Genomic DNA, 15,918 nt, shown 5'->3' with positions numbered 1-15,918 from the left:
ACGAAAGATTATCTCGATATGGAGGATAACGATATGTTTTGTTACCAATGTGAACAGACACCAACTGGCGGTTGCACCGTTGTGGGAGTATGCGGCAAAAATGAAACCATCGCGAGTTTGCAGGATACGATGATTTTTGCTCTAAAAGGAATTGCAGCCTATGCGACACATGCTCGGCAGCTAGGATATAGTGATCCCGAGGTGGACCGTATTACCCACGAAGCTTTGTATATGACCTTGACCAATTCTAACTTTAATACGCAGGAGCATTTGGAGATGGCGATGAAGGTCGGGGATGCGGCGGTTCGCGTCATGGATCTATTAGATCGTGCGCATACGGATCGCTTTGGGATTCCACAACCCATTACAGTCAGCCAGAACAAAATAGAAGGTCAATGTATTGTGGTGACAGGGCATAATTTGTATGCACTGGAGGAATTGCTGCGGCAGACGGAAGGAAAGGGCATCAACATCTATACTCACTCGGAAATGTTACCTGCCCATGGTTATCCGGCGCTTAAGAAGTATAAACATCTGAAAGGCAATATCGGCAAAGCATGGTACGATCAACGCAGACTTTTCGAGCAGTTTCCCGGTGCGATTCTTGCAACTACAAACTGCGTGATGCCGATTAAAGGCACGTATGCAGACCGCTTTTTCTCATATGAAGTGGCGGGGCTGGAAGGTGTTGCAAAAATCACGAATGACGATTTCTCTCCTCTGATTAATCGTGCGTTGTCATTACCTGCGGCTGATGTAGAATCAGACTTGGTACTCACGACAGGATACCATCACGAAACAGTAATCGGGTTGGCACCAGAGATCATTCAGGCTGTTAAAGACGGGCATATCCGCCGGTTCTTCGTTATTGCAGGCTGTGACGCGCCAGGTAAAGGTGGGAATTACTACCGCGAGTTGGCGACTTCCTTACCGAACGATACCGTCATTTTAACCACTTCCTGCGGGAAATTCCGCTTTAATGATGTGGATTATGGAACCGTTGGAGATACGGGCATTCCGCGTTACATTGACCTTGGACAATGCAATAATTCCGGTTCTACGGTGAAGATTGCCTTGGCTTTGGCTGAAGCATTTGATTGTACGGTGAACGAGCTGCCTGTAAGCATCGTGCTGTCATGGTTCGAGCAAAAAGCGGTAGCCATTCTGCTGGGCTTATTCAGCCTAGGTATTCAAGACATTCGCATCGGGCCGAAGCCGCCGGAGTTCATCTCGGATGGTGTGTTGGATGTGCTAGTTGAACTTTTTGGATTGAAGCTGATTACCACTGCCGAGGAAGATATGAACGCGATGTTGGCTTTGTCGTAAGGTAATAAGGGCATTACATTTAATATTGCAAGACTAAGCTCAAGCTGAGGATAAAGCTTGGGCTTTTCTTGTGTCTTGTCGCTTATATAGGGTTATTTTCTACAGATATGAATTGTGTATTTTTATATTGTTGCGAAGTTGATCTAAAAATTTATTTGCTGCATTAGAAAACACCTGATGTTTTTTCCAGATAATATTTAAATTAGCCTCTAATTTGGGGGTTAAAGGTTTAAAGCAAAGCTTGCTATCTCCTGATGTATTAATAAGTTTATCCAAGCATAATGCATATCCAATATTTTCTTCGACCATTCGTGCAGCATTGTACAGCAGATTGTAGGTTGCGACAATATTGAGATCCTCAATATTCGCTTCAAACCATCCTGTGAATTCGTTACTGACAGCAGTTTGACGTGAAATCAAAAGTGGTTTATCTATTAAATCTATTGGCTGAATGAACTGCTTGTACGCTAAAGGACTATCTTTGCGCATTAAAACACCCCAAACATCAGTAGCGGGTAATTTTATGTAATCATATTTTTGTTTATCTGTGGGTTCTATGACAATGCCAAAGTCCAATAATCCACTGTCTAGCTTGTTAGTAATATCGTCAGCATTACCACTGTATAAATCAAATCGAATACTTGGATACTGTTCAAGTAATTCTTTTGATGCTCTGGCAATAAAATTCATAGCTTCAGTTTCACCACCGCCTATGTAAATTTCTCCGCTAATCAATTCTTTTGATTCTTTAAAATTTGCTTCAGTTTTATCTACTAGCTCAACGATTTCCTTCGCTTTTTTAAATAAGTATTTCCCTTCATCTGTTAAAGTGATTTTTCGATTTCCTCTTTCAAATAGAATGGCTCCTAATTCCGTTTCAAGGTCTTTTAATTGTCTTGATAATGTAGGTTGAGACAAATGCAGCTGTTTTGAAGCCGACGATATATTCTCTTCATTCGCTACAGCAATGAAATAGCGTAATACTCGAATTTCCATAACAGTCTCCTTATTTATCTATGCTTAAAAGGCATAAGAGAGTATTTAATATAAGTATTAGTTATTCGAATCATATCAACTTATGATGTGAAAGAAAAGGTTTAACTTTAAAGGAGGGTTTATAGATGGCTATAAAAGATAAAGTGATTATTATTATGGGTGCTTCAAGTGGAATCGGTGAAGCAACTGCAAAGTTACTTGCAAAAAGTGATGCGAAGTAGCTCTTGGCTGCACGCCGCTTGGATCGTCTCGAAGCTATTAAAGAAGAATTTCCTAAATCAAATATTCTCATTCAACAAGCGGATGTGACAAACTATGATGATGTGAACAAGGTCGCTAAACTCGCATTAGACACATATGGCAGTATCGATGTTCTCTATAACAATGCGGGTATAATGCCAACAGCATCAATCGTGGAAGGGCGTCGTGAAGAGTGGAAGCATATGATTGATATCAATATCATGGGTGTTTTGAACGGAATCGCTGCGGTGTTGCCAATTATGGAAAAACAAAAATCAGGGCATATTATTGCAACAGATTCTGTGGCAGGACATGTAGTATACCCTAATTCAGGCGTGTACTGTGGAACAAAGTTTGCAGTTCGTGCCATTATGGAAGGATTAAGACAAGACATATGAATCGAATTATCAGAAGTATAAATAAATTTGGGTGGTGATTTTTAAAAATGGATATGAATGATTTTATGGATTTTTGTAAGAAAGGAAATCCAATTTCGGGTGAGGATAAAGAATTACATGAATTATTAACTCAATGCAGTTATCAAGCCCAAAAGGTCACGATGGAATTGAATTCATCCTATCATTCAAAAGAAGAAATAGTGGAGATTTTTAGTGAACTTACGGGCACTGAAGTTGATTCGTCTTTTATGTGTTTTCCGCCTTTTTATACAGACTTTGGAAAAAATATTACTATAGGAAAGAATGTGTTTTTCAACACAGGCTGTTCCTTCCAAGATCGAGGAGGAATCAGAATAGGGGACGGTACAATGATTGGTATGAATGTTACGATTGCTACACTTAATCATGGATTACCTTTAGAAACGAGAAATGTAACCTACCCCTCTCCAGTTATCATTGGAAAAAATGTATGGATTGGGTCAAACGCAACCATACTGCCCGGGGTGACGATTGGAGATAACTCTGTTATTGCGGCAGGAGCAGTTGTCACTAAAGATGTTCAAGAGAATTCTGTCGTTGCAGGAGTACCAGCAAAAGAGCTCAAAAAAATTTAATAAATTTGGAAAACTGAATTTGTAGAGAGGGACGCATTGATAGAAAGATAAAAAGACCCCGTCAGTGATTATGAACTGCTCCCCAAAACTTGGACACATGTTATAATAGTCCAGTTGAAACGGGGGCAGTTCTTTTTATATGGTGAAATTTAATGGAAATACAAGGTTGAAAGTGGTCAAGGATGTGCTGGAAAATGGGCTATCAGAGAATGAGGCAGCGCGTAAACATGGAATGAGTCACACCACAGTAAATGAATGGGTTGCTGCATACTCCAAGCATGGTGCTGAGGGGATAGCTGTAAAAAATACCAAGAGGACCTACTCTGGAGAGCAGAAGCAAAGCATCGTCGAAGACATGCGCAATAACCGTTTGAGTTATAAGGCAGCCGCTAAGAAGCATGACGTACCAGACAGATCCGTCCGTAAGTGGGAACAGATATATCTGAAAGAGGGGGCTCCTGGGCTCTATGTGGAGCGTCGAGGTCGTGTTGCCAATAAAGAGGTTCAGATAGAAATAGAACCCCCTACAGGGTCCATAGAAGCGTTAATCAAGGAGAATCAAACCCTGCGAATGGAGCTCGCTTACCTAAAAAAATTGAATGCCTTAGTTCAGGAGAAAAACGCATCACGAACGACGACAAAGCTCATGTAATATACGAGCTAAGGCAGGAATACAACGTGAAAGAGCTTGTCAAAATCGCAGGGATTCCCCGCAGTACCTATTACTATCATGTTAAGACGTGGGAGAAGCCAGACAAATACAGTGAAGTTAAGGCGGAGATGGAACGTCTATTTAATGGTGAACTAAAACGCCGAGCCGGTTATCGCACGTTGACCCGAGAAGTCCGTAAAACAATCCGTGTCAATCATAAAACCGTCCAGCGGTTAATGAAGGAACTTGGACTTCATTGTATGGTTCGTAGGAAAAAGTATCGTTCGTATAAAGGGGAACCCGGAAAGATTGCACCAAATCTCTTGAAAAGAAATTTTAAGGCAGATGCTCCAAATCAGAAGTGGGTAACGGATGTAACTGAGTTCCATCTCTTCGGCAGGAAACTATACCTTTCGCCCATCATGGACCTGTATAACCGGGAAATCATCAGCTACACTCTCTCCCCTAGGCCAACCTTTTCCATGGTTATGGATATGCTCGGAGAGGCGTGCAAGACGCTCCCAGAGGTACATGAGCTCATCCTTCATTCTGATCAAGGATGGCAATACCAACAGAAGCAGTACCAGCACCGCCTTGCGAAAAACGGGATCGCTCAAAGCATGTCCCGAAAGGGGAACTGTCTGGATAATTCCGTCATAGAAAACTTCTTCGGAATCCTAAAAACAGAGCTTTTATATATTCAAACTTTCGAGTCTATGGAAGACTTCATCGAGCAACTTCATGAATACATGCATTATTACAACCACCGAAGAACCAAAGAAAAGCTCCAAGGACTGTCTCCGGTAGAATACCGGCTACAGTCCTTGGAGGCAGCTTAATACACTAAATATCCAAGTTTTTGGGGTCAGTTCATTATACTGGCGGGGTTTTGTTAAAGGATCATCCCCATTTCACGGAGTCTATCTTTAATTTTCTTTAAACGAGCTTCTTTTTCGGCAGCTTTAGTCAATAACTCCACTGATGTTTCGTTATACTTCTTAATAATCTTTTTTAAAGTTAATTCTTTCATTTCCTTTTTACTGTGGATTGTTACACGAGGGACGATGTTGTAGTTTTCTATGGTCTTGGGATCTGCAGAAATTCGTTCTAGTAAACGAAGCAGAAGCTTCAGTCTATTGTAGCCCAACCCCCGAACCTGGTATAGTTCTTTCCATGTGGAATTTAGTAAATGATCCAGGTTTGTATATCCCTTGGCGTATAGAGCATTTATGAGGCCCGTTAAATTTGCTCCCTGTTCTTCTACATAAGCCACAGCTACAAGACAAGCAATATCCTTACTATAAAGATGCGGTGGAATCGGGAAGAATTGTATTAATTCCCCGTTTCCTTTGATGATGTCATTCATGATGATTTACCCCCAATAAAAAATATGGTCACTATAACACTTCTAGTATTCTGATGAAGGAGTAGTTAGAGGATGCAGCCTAATTGGAGTCATCCTATTCCTCCTTTAGAGGGTCTGAAGCCCTTAAACATTATTAAACCCCATGCTACTGATCATTTTCTGAACACCAGCAAAGTCCATAGCATAAGCTCGTGGAATATGTAACAGAAATGTTATGATGGAGGCATCAATTTTGCGGGGGACACTGATATGGATATCCGAATTAAAGAACTAGTTAATGCTGCACAGGAAACGTACGGATTGGACAACTACTACTTACATACACATGAACTTTATCGCGAAGTTTCGATACTGGGAAAGACCGACTATTTGCTTAGTATGGAATGGTTTCCTTCACATATTACAGAGTGGAAGGAGGATTACAATCCGGAAGGAACGGCTGTCATCACTATAGACCTGCAATCCCGCAACTATAAAAGTGTGATTTTTGTGGGTGGGAAATCATATGCGAATGGGGCACCATTTCAAAATATTGATTTAAACGGCGTTATCCAGTGGATGGAAGCCGAGGCGGGGATCGTGTACGGTAAAGGATTCCACCTAATAAAGGAACAGGTAGGTGAATATCATTTTGCCGAATCTATAGACGGCGTGCCGGTCTCCCCCGGTGGGCGGATGGAGCTCCGCTTTGATGCAGAGGGGAGGCTTATTTTTTACAGTGTGCATGTCCAGTTTCCTTCTAGATCCCTTGTGCAAAAAGAGAACTATTCACTCACGCTTCAAGCGGTAGAGCCGCAAGCCAAAAAACAGCTACAACTTATAGAATATCCGGTTTACGAGATGAAGCAATTCCTGCCGATCTATGGGATTGAAGAAATTTACATTACAAATGATGGAACCACCATCCCATTTGAGATTATTTCAGGCACGAGAGCACAACTGAATATAGATCAAGTAATCCATTGGGAGCAAGCGAATACAGAACCGTTTGTAAGGACGGAGATACGTCTGCAAGAAGTGGTTACAATCGAACAGGCAATAGCTCGTGAACCGCACCCAGACTCATTTCCTATCACAGACGCAGAATTATTCAAGTGTATAGCCGGAGTCGAAGCTGGTCTAAGCCAGCTCTATCCGGATGAATCCGGACAATGGATACTGAAGACGTTACATCGGGAAAGAGGACATATTCAAGCGACATTGAGGATGAATGCACCAAGTAATCGTATATTCCAGCGTAAGCTCCTCCTGTTCATCGATGCGAACCTTTATAAGGTTATAAACTATATGGATAACAAATCTCTGCTCGATACGTTTGATGAGTTCCAGAGCGAAGGAGAGATTACTGTAAGTCATAACGAAGCCTATAACAAGCTCAAAGGATGGCTCGAATTAACACCCGTCTATGTGTATGATTCTGGGCAGAAGAAGTATGTGCTGTGCGGGAAGCTGGATTGTAATTATGCCGTGAAGGCCACTAGCGGAGATGTGGTGGAGTTGGGTAGTTTGGAATGATAGTGAAAGCTATCTTATAGCTATATGATTAGATAAAGAGTCTAAGTGATAAGGGAGATATCCGTATTACTCAGACTCTTTTTTTTGCTTTTTATACTCAGAGGTATAAGACTTAAGCAATTCTCCAACCCTATGAAGCTTTGTTTTTATCTTTTTGCTCCATGCTTTGTTCCATAGGTCATCAGTCGCCAGACCTTTTCTAAAGGTCCCATGGAAAAGAACTTGAACCAGATGGTGCTAAAAATGATTTGAATCATATAAATCAGAACTGCGATGTAGAGAATATCTTTTGGTGAAACGACTTCGAGACCTATAATCGAAATGATTGCCGTCCCAATAATGCTTTGAGCTACATAATTTGTAAATGCCATTTGACCCACCCGGGATATAGGCGTCAGGAATTTCACCATTTGTTTGTTTTCTAATAGTAGAAATAATGTTGTTAAGTAAAACAAAGTGGTTGGAAGTGATCCTAAGCCCGTAACTGAATCCACATTGCTGCTCCCGCTTTGAGTAGCGTTCCAAATCCATAATGAGAAACCAACGAACACAAGAAATGATGCCATTTGAATCCATCTAATTGGTTTTGATAATTCCTGTATATGTGTTAGCCAACCTGACTTTGCAGTTGAAAAACCAGCTAAAAACATAATAAAGATTAGCATAGCGTCATTAGAAAAAATATCAAGGATAGATGAGATTGTCCCTAGCGATGGTGAAAATATTTTTACCGTCAAGGAAATGATGTATATGGATGTCACACTAATAAGCCACTTTTTAAGTGTAGAAACCGTTGTGTGATAAAAAGGGATCAGAAACAATCCGATGACGGCATATACGGGTAGAATGGTTCCCCAAAAGATAAACACATGCACGATTCCCAGCAGTAAGAGGGTAAGTAATCGTCTAGCCATACGCCATCTTGGTTTATCTCCCCGGCTTTCGGCTCTTGAGGCGAAGATGAATAGACCTACTCCAAATAGGAATGAAAAAATAGAAAAGAACTTTTTCTGTACGAACATGATTATCAAACTATTGATGATTCCATTAATGCCGCTATAGTCTGGTAAGGGATCTCCTTCAATAATAACTTTAAAGGCCCCGACATTTATAAGCAGTATGCCAAAAAGAGCAAGCCCGCGAATGATATCGAGTGAAATAATTCTTTCTTTTTGTGAAATGGAGGGATTCATGAATGGTTCTCCTTTGAAAAAAAATTAATTATCTAGGAGTCAGTATAAGTTGCGAACCTTACATTAATTTGATGCCAACATTACAGAATCCTTAAATATGATAAAATGTTCCATTTCCAGTTGAATTAGAATCCGTTATATGGTTAATATAAATACTAAATCATTTTGGGGTGTGAACTAGAAATGTCAGCATATACTCAGCCAATCTTTGTGGCTGGAATCTTTTTTGTTGTTTTAGCATTTGCTTTATTTATTCCATGGCTCATTTATACGTATAGAAAATACAATTACCTGCCATTTTCTACTACTTTAATTTCATTTTCGTTTATCTTTTACTTTCTAGCAGCGTTATTTTTAGTATTGTTACCGTTGCCAGAGGTACGCAACACTTGTTCTCTTCAAAAACCGGGTACACAGCATTATTCACTTATGCCATTTCAATTTATTGTGAGCACCTTTGGGAATAGTGGTATCGTGTTATCACAGCCTTCAACTTATAGACTGTTATTTAGCCAACCTTCATTCTATCAAGCATTTTTTAATTTCTTGCTATTATTACCTTTTGGTGTTTATTTGCGATATTTTTTTCAAGAGAAGAAATACTGGAAAAAAGCGCTAGCAATCACGTTCTTATTAACATTATTTTATGAGGTAACACAGGTAACCGGCATTTATGGGATTTATAATTGCCCTTATCGCATTTTTGATGTGGATGATTTATTGTTGAATACTGCTGGGGGGGTGCTGGGCTTCTTTATTGCTCCAGCTGTATTAGCGTTATTCCCATCAAAAAAGAAAATTAATGAGAAAGCAGAAAGATTATTAGCTCTTGATGAAGTAAGAGGGATGTCTGTGTTGTTGGCAGTTATTATTGATCTATTGATCAGCAACATGGTAGTTAAAATTGTGTTGAGTATGACCAACGTTAATATGGTTAGTGAATTTATTGCGAGTACAATTACGCTTTTTGTAACCTTCTTTATTATTCCATGGATTTGGAACGGATCGACAATCGGTACGAAAATAATGCGTTATCGCTATGACAGTAAAATAAGTCGAGGGGAAACTAACAAGCGATTATTTAAACGCTTTGGTGCGATTTACGCGATGTACTTCATAACGGTCATTGCGAAAACCTTGAATAACGTGAAGCTATCAATGGACTCACCATTTTATAAGGCATCTATATTCTTAACACTAGGTGCTGGATTGACCTCTATCATTTTAACGATCGTGTTGTTCATCCATGTGATCTTAGTCGTGTTTGGCAAACAAAAACGCCGCTTTTACTTTGATGAAGCTTCTGATTTGTATACAACCAGAAGAAAATGAATTCTTTTCAATAGCAAAGGGATACTCCGTAGTCTTAAATGGCTACAGGGTATCCCTTTTTTAAATATAAGAATTTATATGTTCCATGTTATAAATTATCCTTATATTTCTTCGAGAAACATTGTCTTCTTTAAAGGAAGACAACTCGTTTCTTCTTGGTAGATTTAAGCTTGTTGTAAGGTTGGCATGAATTTGCTGTAAGGTTCGCAGCCTATAGTAAAAGTATCAGCAAATTATGAGGTGAAATGTATGGAACCATTATTAAAAGTAGAAAACATAAAAAAAGTGTACGGGAAGTTAAGTGCTGCTTACACAGCGTTAGAAAACGTGTCTTTTGATATTCAAGCAGGTGAGTTTGTAGGGATTATGGGACCTTCCGGCGCTGGAAAATCAACCTTGCTAAATTTGTTAGCAACCATTGATTCTCCAACTGAAGGGAAAATTTATATGAAGAACAAGAGTATTCATGATATGAAGGAAGCAGCTTTGTCAGACTTCCGACGTGAAAATCTCGGTTTCATCTTCCAAGATTACAATTTACTCGATTCCTTAACTGTAAAGGAGAACATATTGCTTCCTCTGGCGATTGCTAAAATTCCAGCGAAGAAAATCAATCACCTCGTGACTCAGATCTCCAAAGTATTTGGTATTGAAGATTTACTGACCAAATATCCGTACCAAATCTCTGGTGGTCAAAAGCAAAGAACCGCTGCGGCTAGAGCGCTTGTGACAGAGCCTGCGCTGATATTGGCTGATGAACCAACTGGTGCCCTTGACTCCAAATCAGCAACAGATTTATTGGAAAGCTTAAGTTCTTTAAATGAAAATAATAATTCGACCATTATGATGGTGACCCATGATGCCTTTGCCGCAAGCTTCTGCCGCCGGATTATTTTCATCAAGGATGGTTCATTCTCAACAGAAATCTATCGTCGTGATCAGACACGCAAAGCCTTCTTCCAAGAGATCTTAGATGTTCATGCGGCCATTGGGGGTGAGGTTGATGACGTTATTTAGTCTAGCAAGAAAAAATATAGCACGAAACTTCTCTCAATATTTCTTATACATTGCATCGATGGTGTTTAGTATCATCATTTACTTTACATTTGTGACCTTAAAATATAGCGATACGATAGCAGAACAGACAGCTTCATCCCAAAAACTTGGTTCACTAATGAGTGGAGCGGCAGTCATTCTTATCTTTTTCGTATTCATATTTATAGCTTATTCCAATTCGTTTTTTATGAAAAAACGTAAAAAAGAAGTCGCACTGTATGCGTTGCTAGGGGTACGTAATCGACAAATAGGTTTTATGCTCTTTTTTGAAAATCTCTTATTAGGATTAATCTCTTTAGTAGTAGGGATTGTACTTGGGTTCCTATGTTCTAAAGGATTTATGACGATTTTGATTCATTTAATGGGTTATGACGTTGTAGCACCCTTTACATTTTCAGCGGCGGCAGCGATGAACACGGCTATCGTATTTCTAGTTATATTCTTAGTGACATCGTTTCAGGGCTATCGCTTGATCTATCAATTTAAGCTGATTGATTTATTTCATGCTTCTAAAAAGGGAGAAGCGGCACCTAAACCATCTATGATAGTAGCTGTTCTTGGAGTGCTGCTCATTGTCTTGGGCTATTGGCTCGCGATGCAGGACCTTTTCACTTCTAAGGTATGGGAAAAAATCGGATTTCTCATGACTGTATTAATTATTTTAACTACGGTTATTATGGGTACATTTTTATTGTTCCATAGTGTGACTGGCTTTGTGTTAGCAATGATTAAGAAGAATGAAAAGTGGCTGTGGAAAGGCCTTCATGTAATAACCATTTCACAATTGCTTTATCGTATCCGTGGAAATGCACGTACATTAACTGTGATTGCTGTGTTAAGTGCTACGACAGTAACAGCCGGTGGAGCGGTGTATGGCCTTTATTACAATACGAATGACTCGGCGAAAACAATTAATCCGAATACCTTTATGTATCAATCAACAGATGCAGAAATGGATAAGCAAGTGAGTGCTGTGTTACCAGATACAAAATACGATAAAAATATTGAAGCACTATCCATTACATTTCATACGAAAGAGTTAAACTCGCCATCAACGTTCGATAGCTCTGATAAAAGAGAATATACAGTTATCGATGAAAAAACATACAACCAATTAGCAAGTCTACAACATAAAGAAAAATTAGCTGTAAAGGACAGCTACGCGGTTATTTTAGATATCGGATATGACAAAAGGTTCTCACCTATATATACAGGGAAAACGATAACAACGGGAAACGGCCATCCTCTCACATTCCAAAGCTTTAAAACACAAAGCGTATTGAATGCAGGCACAGCAGGTATAACCGTGGTAGTCTCGGAGGACCAGTATAAAGTGTTGCATAATGATGGGGAAGTGCTGCACTATCGTGTTCTTGGGGTAGATGATGCGTCTGTGGATTTATCTAAAAAAATTGCAAACCAATTACCTGAAGAAGCGATATTTTCAAGTGGTCCACAAGATTACCAAACAAGTTTGGAAGGTGTGGGTTCTCTACTGTTTATCGGAAGTTTCCTTGGGCTCGTATTTCTGGCTGCAACAGGCAGTATCATTTACTTTAAAGTTTTAACAGAGGCAGAAGAGGATAAATCACAGTACAATATGCTGCATAAAATGGGTGTCAGTGCAAAAGAAATGCGAAAATCCATTGCGTCACAGGTATTCGTTATCTTTGTTGTACCGCTTATTGTAGGGTTATTGCATAGTGTAGTGGCTTTAAAAGCATTTTCTAGTCTACTGATGATAGATTTAGCAAAACCTGTGTTGCTCTGGATGATTGCTTATACCGTAATTTACGGGTTGTATTATTTCTTAACCGTAGCCTCTTACAATCGTATTATTACACTAAATAATAGAACAGAAGGATGATTGAGATGAAAAAATTTCTAATTACTATTGGTATTTTGTTTGTTATTGGAGTTGTAGGGGTCTTTGCTATAGCGAAGATTGATTTCAATCGCTTCAATGCCGAAAATTACTACTTACAAATCACAGAGGATGGGGAACCCCATGAATATAAACTGAGCGATGGTTCAGTCATGACCTCTTATTCTTATACACTAGAGGCTACAAATGCCAAAGGTAATACCATTCCACTGGAATTTAATGCACAGAAAAACCTTCGTAAAGGCGCCTACTTGAAAATGTATGTAAAAAAAGGCGATCAAGTCTCCTCATATGATGAAGTGAAATTAGAGGATATTCCGCTAAAAGCAATAAAAAACTAATAAATTGAAGAAGGGCTGTCTCCAAAAAAGTAAATGGAGCACAGCCCTTTTCTCTGTCTAATGAGTAAGTAAGGTAATTATATTATAAAAGAATAGTAATGGTGGTTCCGGTATTTTCAACGCTCGTCAAATCGAGTTTCCCCTCATGAGCCCAAATAATGTCTCTTGCGATGGCCATTCCTAACCCAGTCCCATGCTTGCTTGTTGTGTTTGTACCCCGATAGTAGCGTTCGAAAACCTGTTCCAGATCTTTAGCCGGAATACCCTGGCCATTATCAGAAATTGTAATTTGGGTATGCGGATTAATGGTCTCCACTCGAATCTTCACCACGACATTTTCATCGTTGTGCACCAGCGCATTGTAGATAAAGTTAAGGATTGCACGTTTTAGTAATTTTTTATCCACTTTATGTACTGCTTTAACCTCATCTGCCTCAAATTCGATCTGCCTTTCACCAAAGGTTGGGTCATTTAAAAGTTCAATTGTTATTTCTCGTAGAAACTGAACGAGATTCACCTCTTCAAATTGCAGGGATAGCTGGTGATTACGCAAACGCGTCGTTAAATTGAGGTCATCTAACAAATCTTTCATATACATCGATTTACTCTTGATAATTGCTGTGTATTCCTGTAATTCTTGGGCTGTTAAATCTGTGGCACTGTCGTTTATAAATTCTGCATAACCTTGAATAGAAGCCAGTGGTGTTTTCATGTCATGCGAAACATTGCTAATCCATTCCTCACGCATTTGATCTAGGCGTTTACGTTCCTCTTCATGCCGATCAAGCTTTTCAGATAGTTCATTCATATTACGAAAAACATCTTCATAAACGCCTTTGGGAGCAGGCATTTTCTTAAACCGTCGTTCCCTGAGCTGTTGAATGCCATCTATTAAGGTATGAAGGGGTGCAGTTAACTTTTTCCCAAATAGAAATCCAATGATAATTACAATAAGCACATCCACGATTAAAAAAATGGAAAGAAAAACATTAACATCCTTGAAAATTTTAGCGTAATCATAGGTCAATACGTAGCGGCCTATTTTAGGATTTTGAATCCCTAAGAAGTAGCTGAAATTTTGAGCTGTGCTGACAAAAACTGTCGTGCTTGCATCTAATTCTTTATATTTATACATTTGTACAATCTCAATCGGGGTATACTCTGTTTGCAACTCTTCAGGGGTATTAAATGCTGATACTTGCTCCCCATGTTCATTCAGAAATTGTACCCAGGCGCTCATTTCTTGTAGTTTTTTGAGGCCTTCTTCGTTTACAACAGGTTTGCCAGATTGTAGTTCTACATATTGAGAAAAGGTCCGGCTAAAGGTTTCTGCAGACGCTTCTTCAGTGCCGAAATTATTATTCTTTAGCTGTATAAAGAAGAGGGAAAGGAACAAAATCGCGTTTACGATACCAACGATTACAACAATAGTCATAACCGACCTTAAAAATCGGAGTGTTAATTTCCATTTCAACTTGTCTCACCCCTTGGTATGTAATTTATAACCTAGCCCTTTAACCGTTAATATAAAGGCAGGCTTTGAAGGGTCTACCTCAATTTTTTCGCGTAAGCGCCGAATATGTACCATCACTGTATTATAGGAGCCAAAAAAATCTTCACCCCATACCTGTTCAAACAAGGTCTCTTTACTTATGATCTGATTCGGATGATGCATGAAACAGCTCATTAAACCGACTTCTTTGGCGGTAAGCACAAGGAGTTCGCCATCCTTTTTTAATTCTGTCTCATTGGCACTAAGCTCAAAGGGGCCAACCTGCAAGCTCTTCGGAGCCTTTTTTTCCTCTGTAAAGCCAGCTCTTCTTAGTTGTGCCTTTACCCGATAAGCGACTTCTTTTGGACTGAATGGTTTAGTAATATAATCATCGCCACCTATCGCCAGCCCTAAAAGCTTGTTAATTTCCTCGTCCTTTGCAGACATAAATAAGATCGGAGCATTTGATGTTTCCCGAATTTTTCTGCATAAGTCATAGCCTTCTCCATCTGGCAGCATAATATCTAGCAAGATCAGTTCAGGATTATACTCCTGAAACTTGTCCCATCCCTCTGCAACTGTCCCGGCGGTTACAACGTCCGGAATACCTTCTTTATGTAAAACTGCCTTCATCAGACGCGCTAAATCATCTTCATCGTCTATGATTAATACCCATTTATGACTTGCCATTTGTTTCCCTCCATAACACAACATTATCTACATTATAAAGTACTTTAATTCTTTCGCAAAAAAGCAAAAGAAAGGCTTGCATGAAGATGGGTATTACTTAGACGAACATAGCAAAGCAATATTCGGTGAATGATTATATTCCGCTCTCCGGTTATTCCAGTAATATCACTTCTGACGATAGGGAGATCCTATTTTGCTATCCATGTGAGTTTATTGGAAATAAATGATAAGTATGAATCTAAACAAGGACAAGCAAGTAGAGCTTACGTTAAATGGCAGCGACTTGCCAGGAGTGCAAGCAGACTTAACAGGAACAACTGCAACCAATGCTGATTTGCAGAATATTTCACAGGATGACTTTGTACGTACAGCCGTGATTATGCTGGTCGGAATCATAATTGTGCTAATAGTCATTACGCGCTCTGTATCCAGTTCTCTGTTCATTATTGCTTCCTTGGTGCTAGTGTAATTACTTCTCTTGGAATCAGTGAAATCTTGAGCTGGATCGTTCCATTTTTCAGCTTCATTATGATTGCAGCCCTGGGCGTTGATTACAACATATTCCTGATGATGCGGTATAACGAGCTTGAAGGGATGTTGGATCAAGAATTGAGTGGCATCACGTTATATGGTTGGTGTAGTATTGTCTGCTGCCTTTATTCTAGGAGGCACCTGCGCCGCGTTGATTCCTTCGGGCGTAATGACACTTATACAGGTAGCATTCGTATTAATCATTGCACTATTATTACTAAGTGTAGCGGCCATGCCGGTGTTCTTGACTGCATTAAAGCAGCTTGCTAGCAAATTAAATGGTTCAAGCAA

General features: G+C 39.5%; 14 protein-coding genes and 1 pseudogene. 10 read left to right on the top strand and 5 right to left on the bottom strand.

Features of this window, described 5'->3' with window-relative positions:
• Positions 1-33 precede the first annotated feature (33 nt).
• Positions 34-1,326 carry a hydroxylamine reductase gene (hcp, locus tag NSU15_RS19110; RefSeq protein ID WP_339287282.1) on the top strand — a complete coding sequence of 431 codons (1,293 nt, stop codon included), beginning with the start codon at positions 34-36 and terminating at the stop codon, positions 1,324-1,326.
• 99 nt (positions 1,327-1,425) lie between these two features.
• Here the strand turns inward: hcp and NSU15_RS19105 are convergent, their stop codons facing one another.
• Positions 1,426-2,322, bottom strand: coding sequence for a LysR family transcriptional regulator (locus tag NSU15_RS19105; protein ID WP_042129138.1), 897 nt, complete (start codon positions 2,320-2,322; stop codon positions 1,426-1,428).
• Positions 2,323-2,546: 224 nt separating this feature from the next.
• On the opposite strand from NSU15_RS19105, the gene NSU15_RS19100 reads away from it, so the two are divergent.
• The 3 genes from NSU15_RS19100 (at position 2,547) to NSU15_RS19090 (ending at position 5,065) form a co-directional block, all read left to right on the top strand.
• The gene (locus NSU15_RS19100; protein WP_249923641.1) at positions 2,547-2,960 is read left to right on the top strand and encodes an SDR family oxidoreductase; all 414 of its coding nucleotides are present in this window, start codon (positions 2,547-2,549) and stop codon (positions 2,958-2,960) included.
• 47 nt (positions 2,961-3,007) lie between these two features.
• Positions 3,008-3,574, top strand: a complete 567-nt coding sequence (locus NSU15_RS19095) for a sugar O-acetyltransferase (RefSeq protein WP_042129136.1) — start codon at positions 3,008-3,010, stop codon at positions 3,572-3,574.
• Positions 3,575-3,713: 139 nt separating this feature from the next.
• A protein-coding gene (locus tag NSU15_RS19090) for an IS3 family transposase (protein ID WP_339287280.1) occupies positions 3,714-5,065 on the top strand; the annotation gives its coding sequence in 2 pieces (ribosomal slippage) (positions 3,714-4,170 and positions 4,170-5,065; 1,353 coding nt in all).
• 53 nt (positions 5,066-5,118) lie between these two features.
• On the opposite strand, the gene NSU15_RS19085 is transcribed toward NSU15_RS19090, so the two are convergent.
• Positions 5,119-5,592 (bottom strand): hypothetical protein, encoded by a 474-nt coding sequence (locus tag NSU15_RS19085; protein WP_042129133.1) that lies wholly within the window; start codon positions 5,590-5,592, stop codon positions 5,119-5,121.
• A 249-nt stretch (positions 5,593-5,841) separates the two neighbouring features.
• Here NSU15_RS19085 and NSU15_RS19080 point away from each other — a divergent pair, with 249 nt between their 5' ends.
• Positions 5,842-7,107, top strand: a complete 1,266-nt coding sequence (locus NSU15_RS19080; RefSeq protein ID WP_076121037.1) for a hypothetical protein — start codon at positions 5,842-5,844, stop codon at positions 7,105-7,107.
• Positions 7,108-7,253: 146 nt separating this feature from the next.
• Here NSU15_RS19080 and NSU15_RS19075 read toward each other — a convergent pair whose 3' ends face one another.
• Positions 7,254-8,300 carry a DUF418 domain-containing protein gene (locus NSU15_RS19075; RefSeq protein ID WP_339287278.1) on the bottom strand — a complete coding sequence of 349 codons (1,047 nt, stop codon included), beginning with the start codon at positions 8,298-8,300 and terminating at the stop codon, positions 7,254-7,256.
• Positions 8,301-8,510: 210 nt separating this feature from the next.
• On the opposite strand from NSU15_RS19075, the gene NSU15_RS19070 reads away from it, so the two are divergent.
• The 4 genes from NSU15_RS19070 to NSU15_RS19055 all read left to right on the top strand — a co-directional run bounded on the left by NSU15_RS19070 (position 8,511) and on the right by NSU15_RS19055 (position 12,914).
• Positions 8,511-9,632 carry a VanZ family protein gene (locus NSU15_RS19070; RefSeq protein ID WP_339287276.1) on the top strand — a complete coding sequence of 374 codons (1,122 nt, stop codon included), beginning with the start codon at positions 8,511-8,513 and terminating at the stop codon, positions 9,630-9,632.
• Between the two features lie 249 nt (positions 9,633-9,881).
• Complete coding sequence (locus NSU15_RS19065) at positions 9,882-10,649, top strand: ABC transporter ATP-binding protein (RefSeq protein ID WP_339287275.1); 768 nt, start codon at positions 9,882-9,884, stop codon at positions 10,647-10,649.
• Positions 10,636-12,555, top strand: coding sequence for an ABC transporter permease (locus NSU15_RS19060; RefSeq protein WP_339287274.1), 1,920 nt, complete (start codon positions 10,636-10,638; stop codon positions 12,553-12,555). Before NSU15_RS19065 ends, NSU15_RS19060 begins: the two co-directional genes overlap by 14 nt.
• A 5-nt stretch (positions 12,556-12,560) precedes the next feature.
• Positions 12,561-12,914 carry a YxeA family protein gene (locus tag NSU15_RS19055; RefSeq protein ID WP_076121081.1) on the top strand — a complete coding sequence of 118 codons (354 nt, stop codon included), beginning with the start codon at positions 12,561-12,563 and terminating at the stop codon, positions 12,912-12,914.
• Between the two features lie 82 nt (positions 12,915-12,996).
• On the opposite strand, the gene NSU15_RS19050 is transcribed toward NSU15_RS19055, so the two are convergent.
• Both NSU15_RS19050 and NSU15_RS19045 read right to left on the bottom strand, forming a co-directional pair.
• Positions 12,997-14,349, bottom strand: coding sequence for a HAMP domain-containing sensor histidine kinase (locus tag NSU15_RS19050; protein WP_139328619.1), 1,353 nt, complete (start codon positions 14,347-14,349; stop codon positions 12,997-12,999).
• A 45-nt stretch (positions 14,350-14,394) separates the two neighbouring features.
• Positions 14,395-15,096, bottom strand: a complete 702-nt coding sequence (locus tag NSU15_RS19045) for a response regulator transcription factor (protein ID WP_339287272.1) — start codon at positions 15,094-15,096, stop codon at positions 14,395-14,397.
• Between the two features lie 247 nt (positions 15,097-15,343).
• Between NSU15_RS19045 and NSU15_RS19040 the strand changes: the two are divergent.
• Positions 15,344-15,904 (top strand): annotated as a pseudogene (locus NSU15_RS19040) (MMPL family transporter); the annotation flags it as partial.
• Positions 15,905-15,918 lie beyond the last annotated feature (14 nt).

Origin of the sequence: Paenibacillus sp. FSL E2-0201, assembly GCF_037963325.1 — a bacterium.
In the GTDB taxonomy this organism is placed as follows: domain Bacteria; phylum Bacillota; class Bacilli; order Paenibacillales; family Paenibacillaceae; genus Paenibacillus_AQ.
The sequence above is the reverse complement of the archived record's forward strand: the minus strand, read 5'-3'. Positions and strand labels throughout refer to the sequence as shown.

Coding starts and splice junctions, on each gene's coding strand:
- hcp (WP_339287282.1), top strand. CDS start 34: ATGTTTTGTTACCAATGTGAACAGACACCAACTGGCGGTTGCACCGTT.
- NSU15_RS19105 (WP_042129138.1), bottom strand. CDS start 2,322: ATGGAAATTCGAGTATTACGCTATTTCATTGCTGTAGCGAATGAAGAG.
- NSU15_RS19095 (WP_042129136.1), top strand. CDS start 3,008: ATGGATATGAATGATTTTATGGATTTTTGTAAGAAAGGAAATCCAATT.
- NSU15_RS19085 (WP_042129133.1), bottom strand. CDS start 5,592: ATGAATGACATCATCAAAGGAAACGGGGAATTAATACAATTCTTCCCG.
- NSU15_RS19080 (WP_076121037.1), top strand. CDS start 5,842: ATGGATATCCGAATTAAAGAACTAGTTAATGCTGCACAGGAAACGTAC.
- NSU15_RS19075 (WP_339287278.1), bottom strand. CDS start 8,300: ATGAATCCCTCCATTTCACAAAAAGAAAGAATTATTTCACTCGATATC.
- NSU15_RS19065 (WP_339287275.1), top strand. CDS start 9,882: ATGGAACCATTATTAAAAGTAGAAAACATAAAAAAAGTGTACGGGAAG.
- NSU15_RS19060 (WP_339287274.1), top strand. CDS start 10,636: ATGACGTTATTTAGTCTAGCAAGAAAAAATATAGCACGAAACTTCTCT.
- NSU15_RS19055 (WP_076121081.1), top strand. CDS start 12,561: ATGAAAAAATTTCTAATTACTATTGGTATTTTGTTTGTTATTGGAGTT.
- NSU15_RS19050 (WP_139328619.1), bottom strand. CDS start 14,349: ATGACTATTGTTGTAATCGTTGGTATCGTAAACGCGATTTTGTTCCTT.
- NSU15_RS19045 (WP_339287272.1), bottom strand. CDS start 15,096: ATGGCAAGTCATAAATGGGTATTAATCATAGACGATGAAGATGATTTA.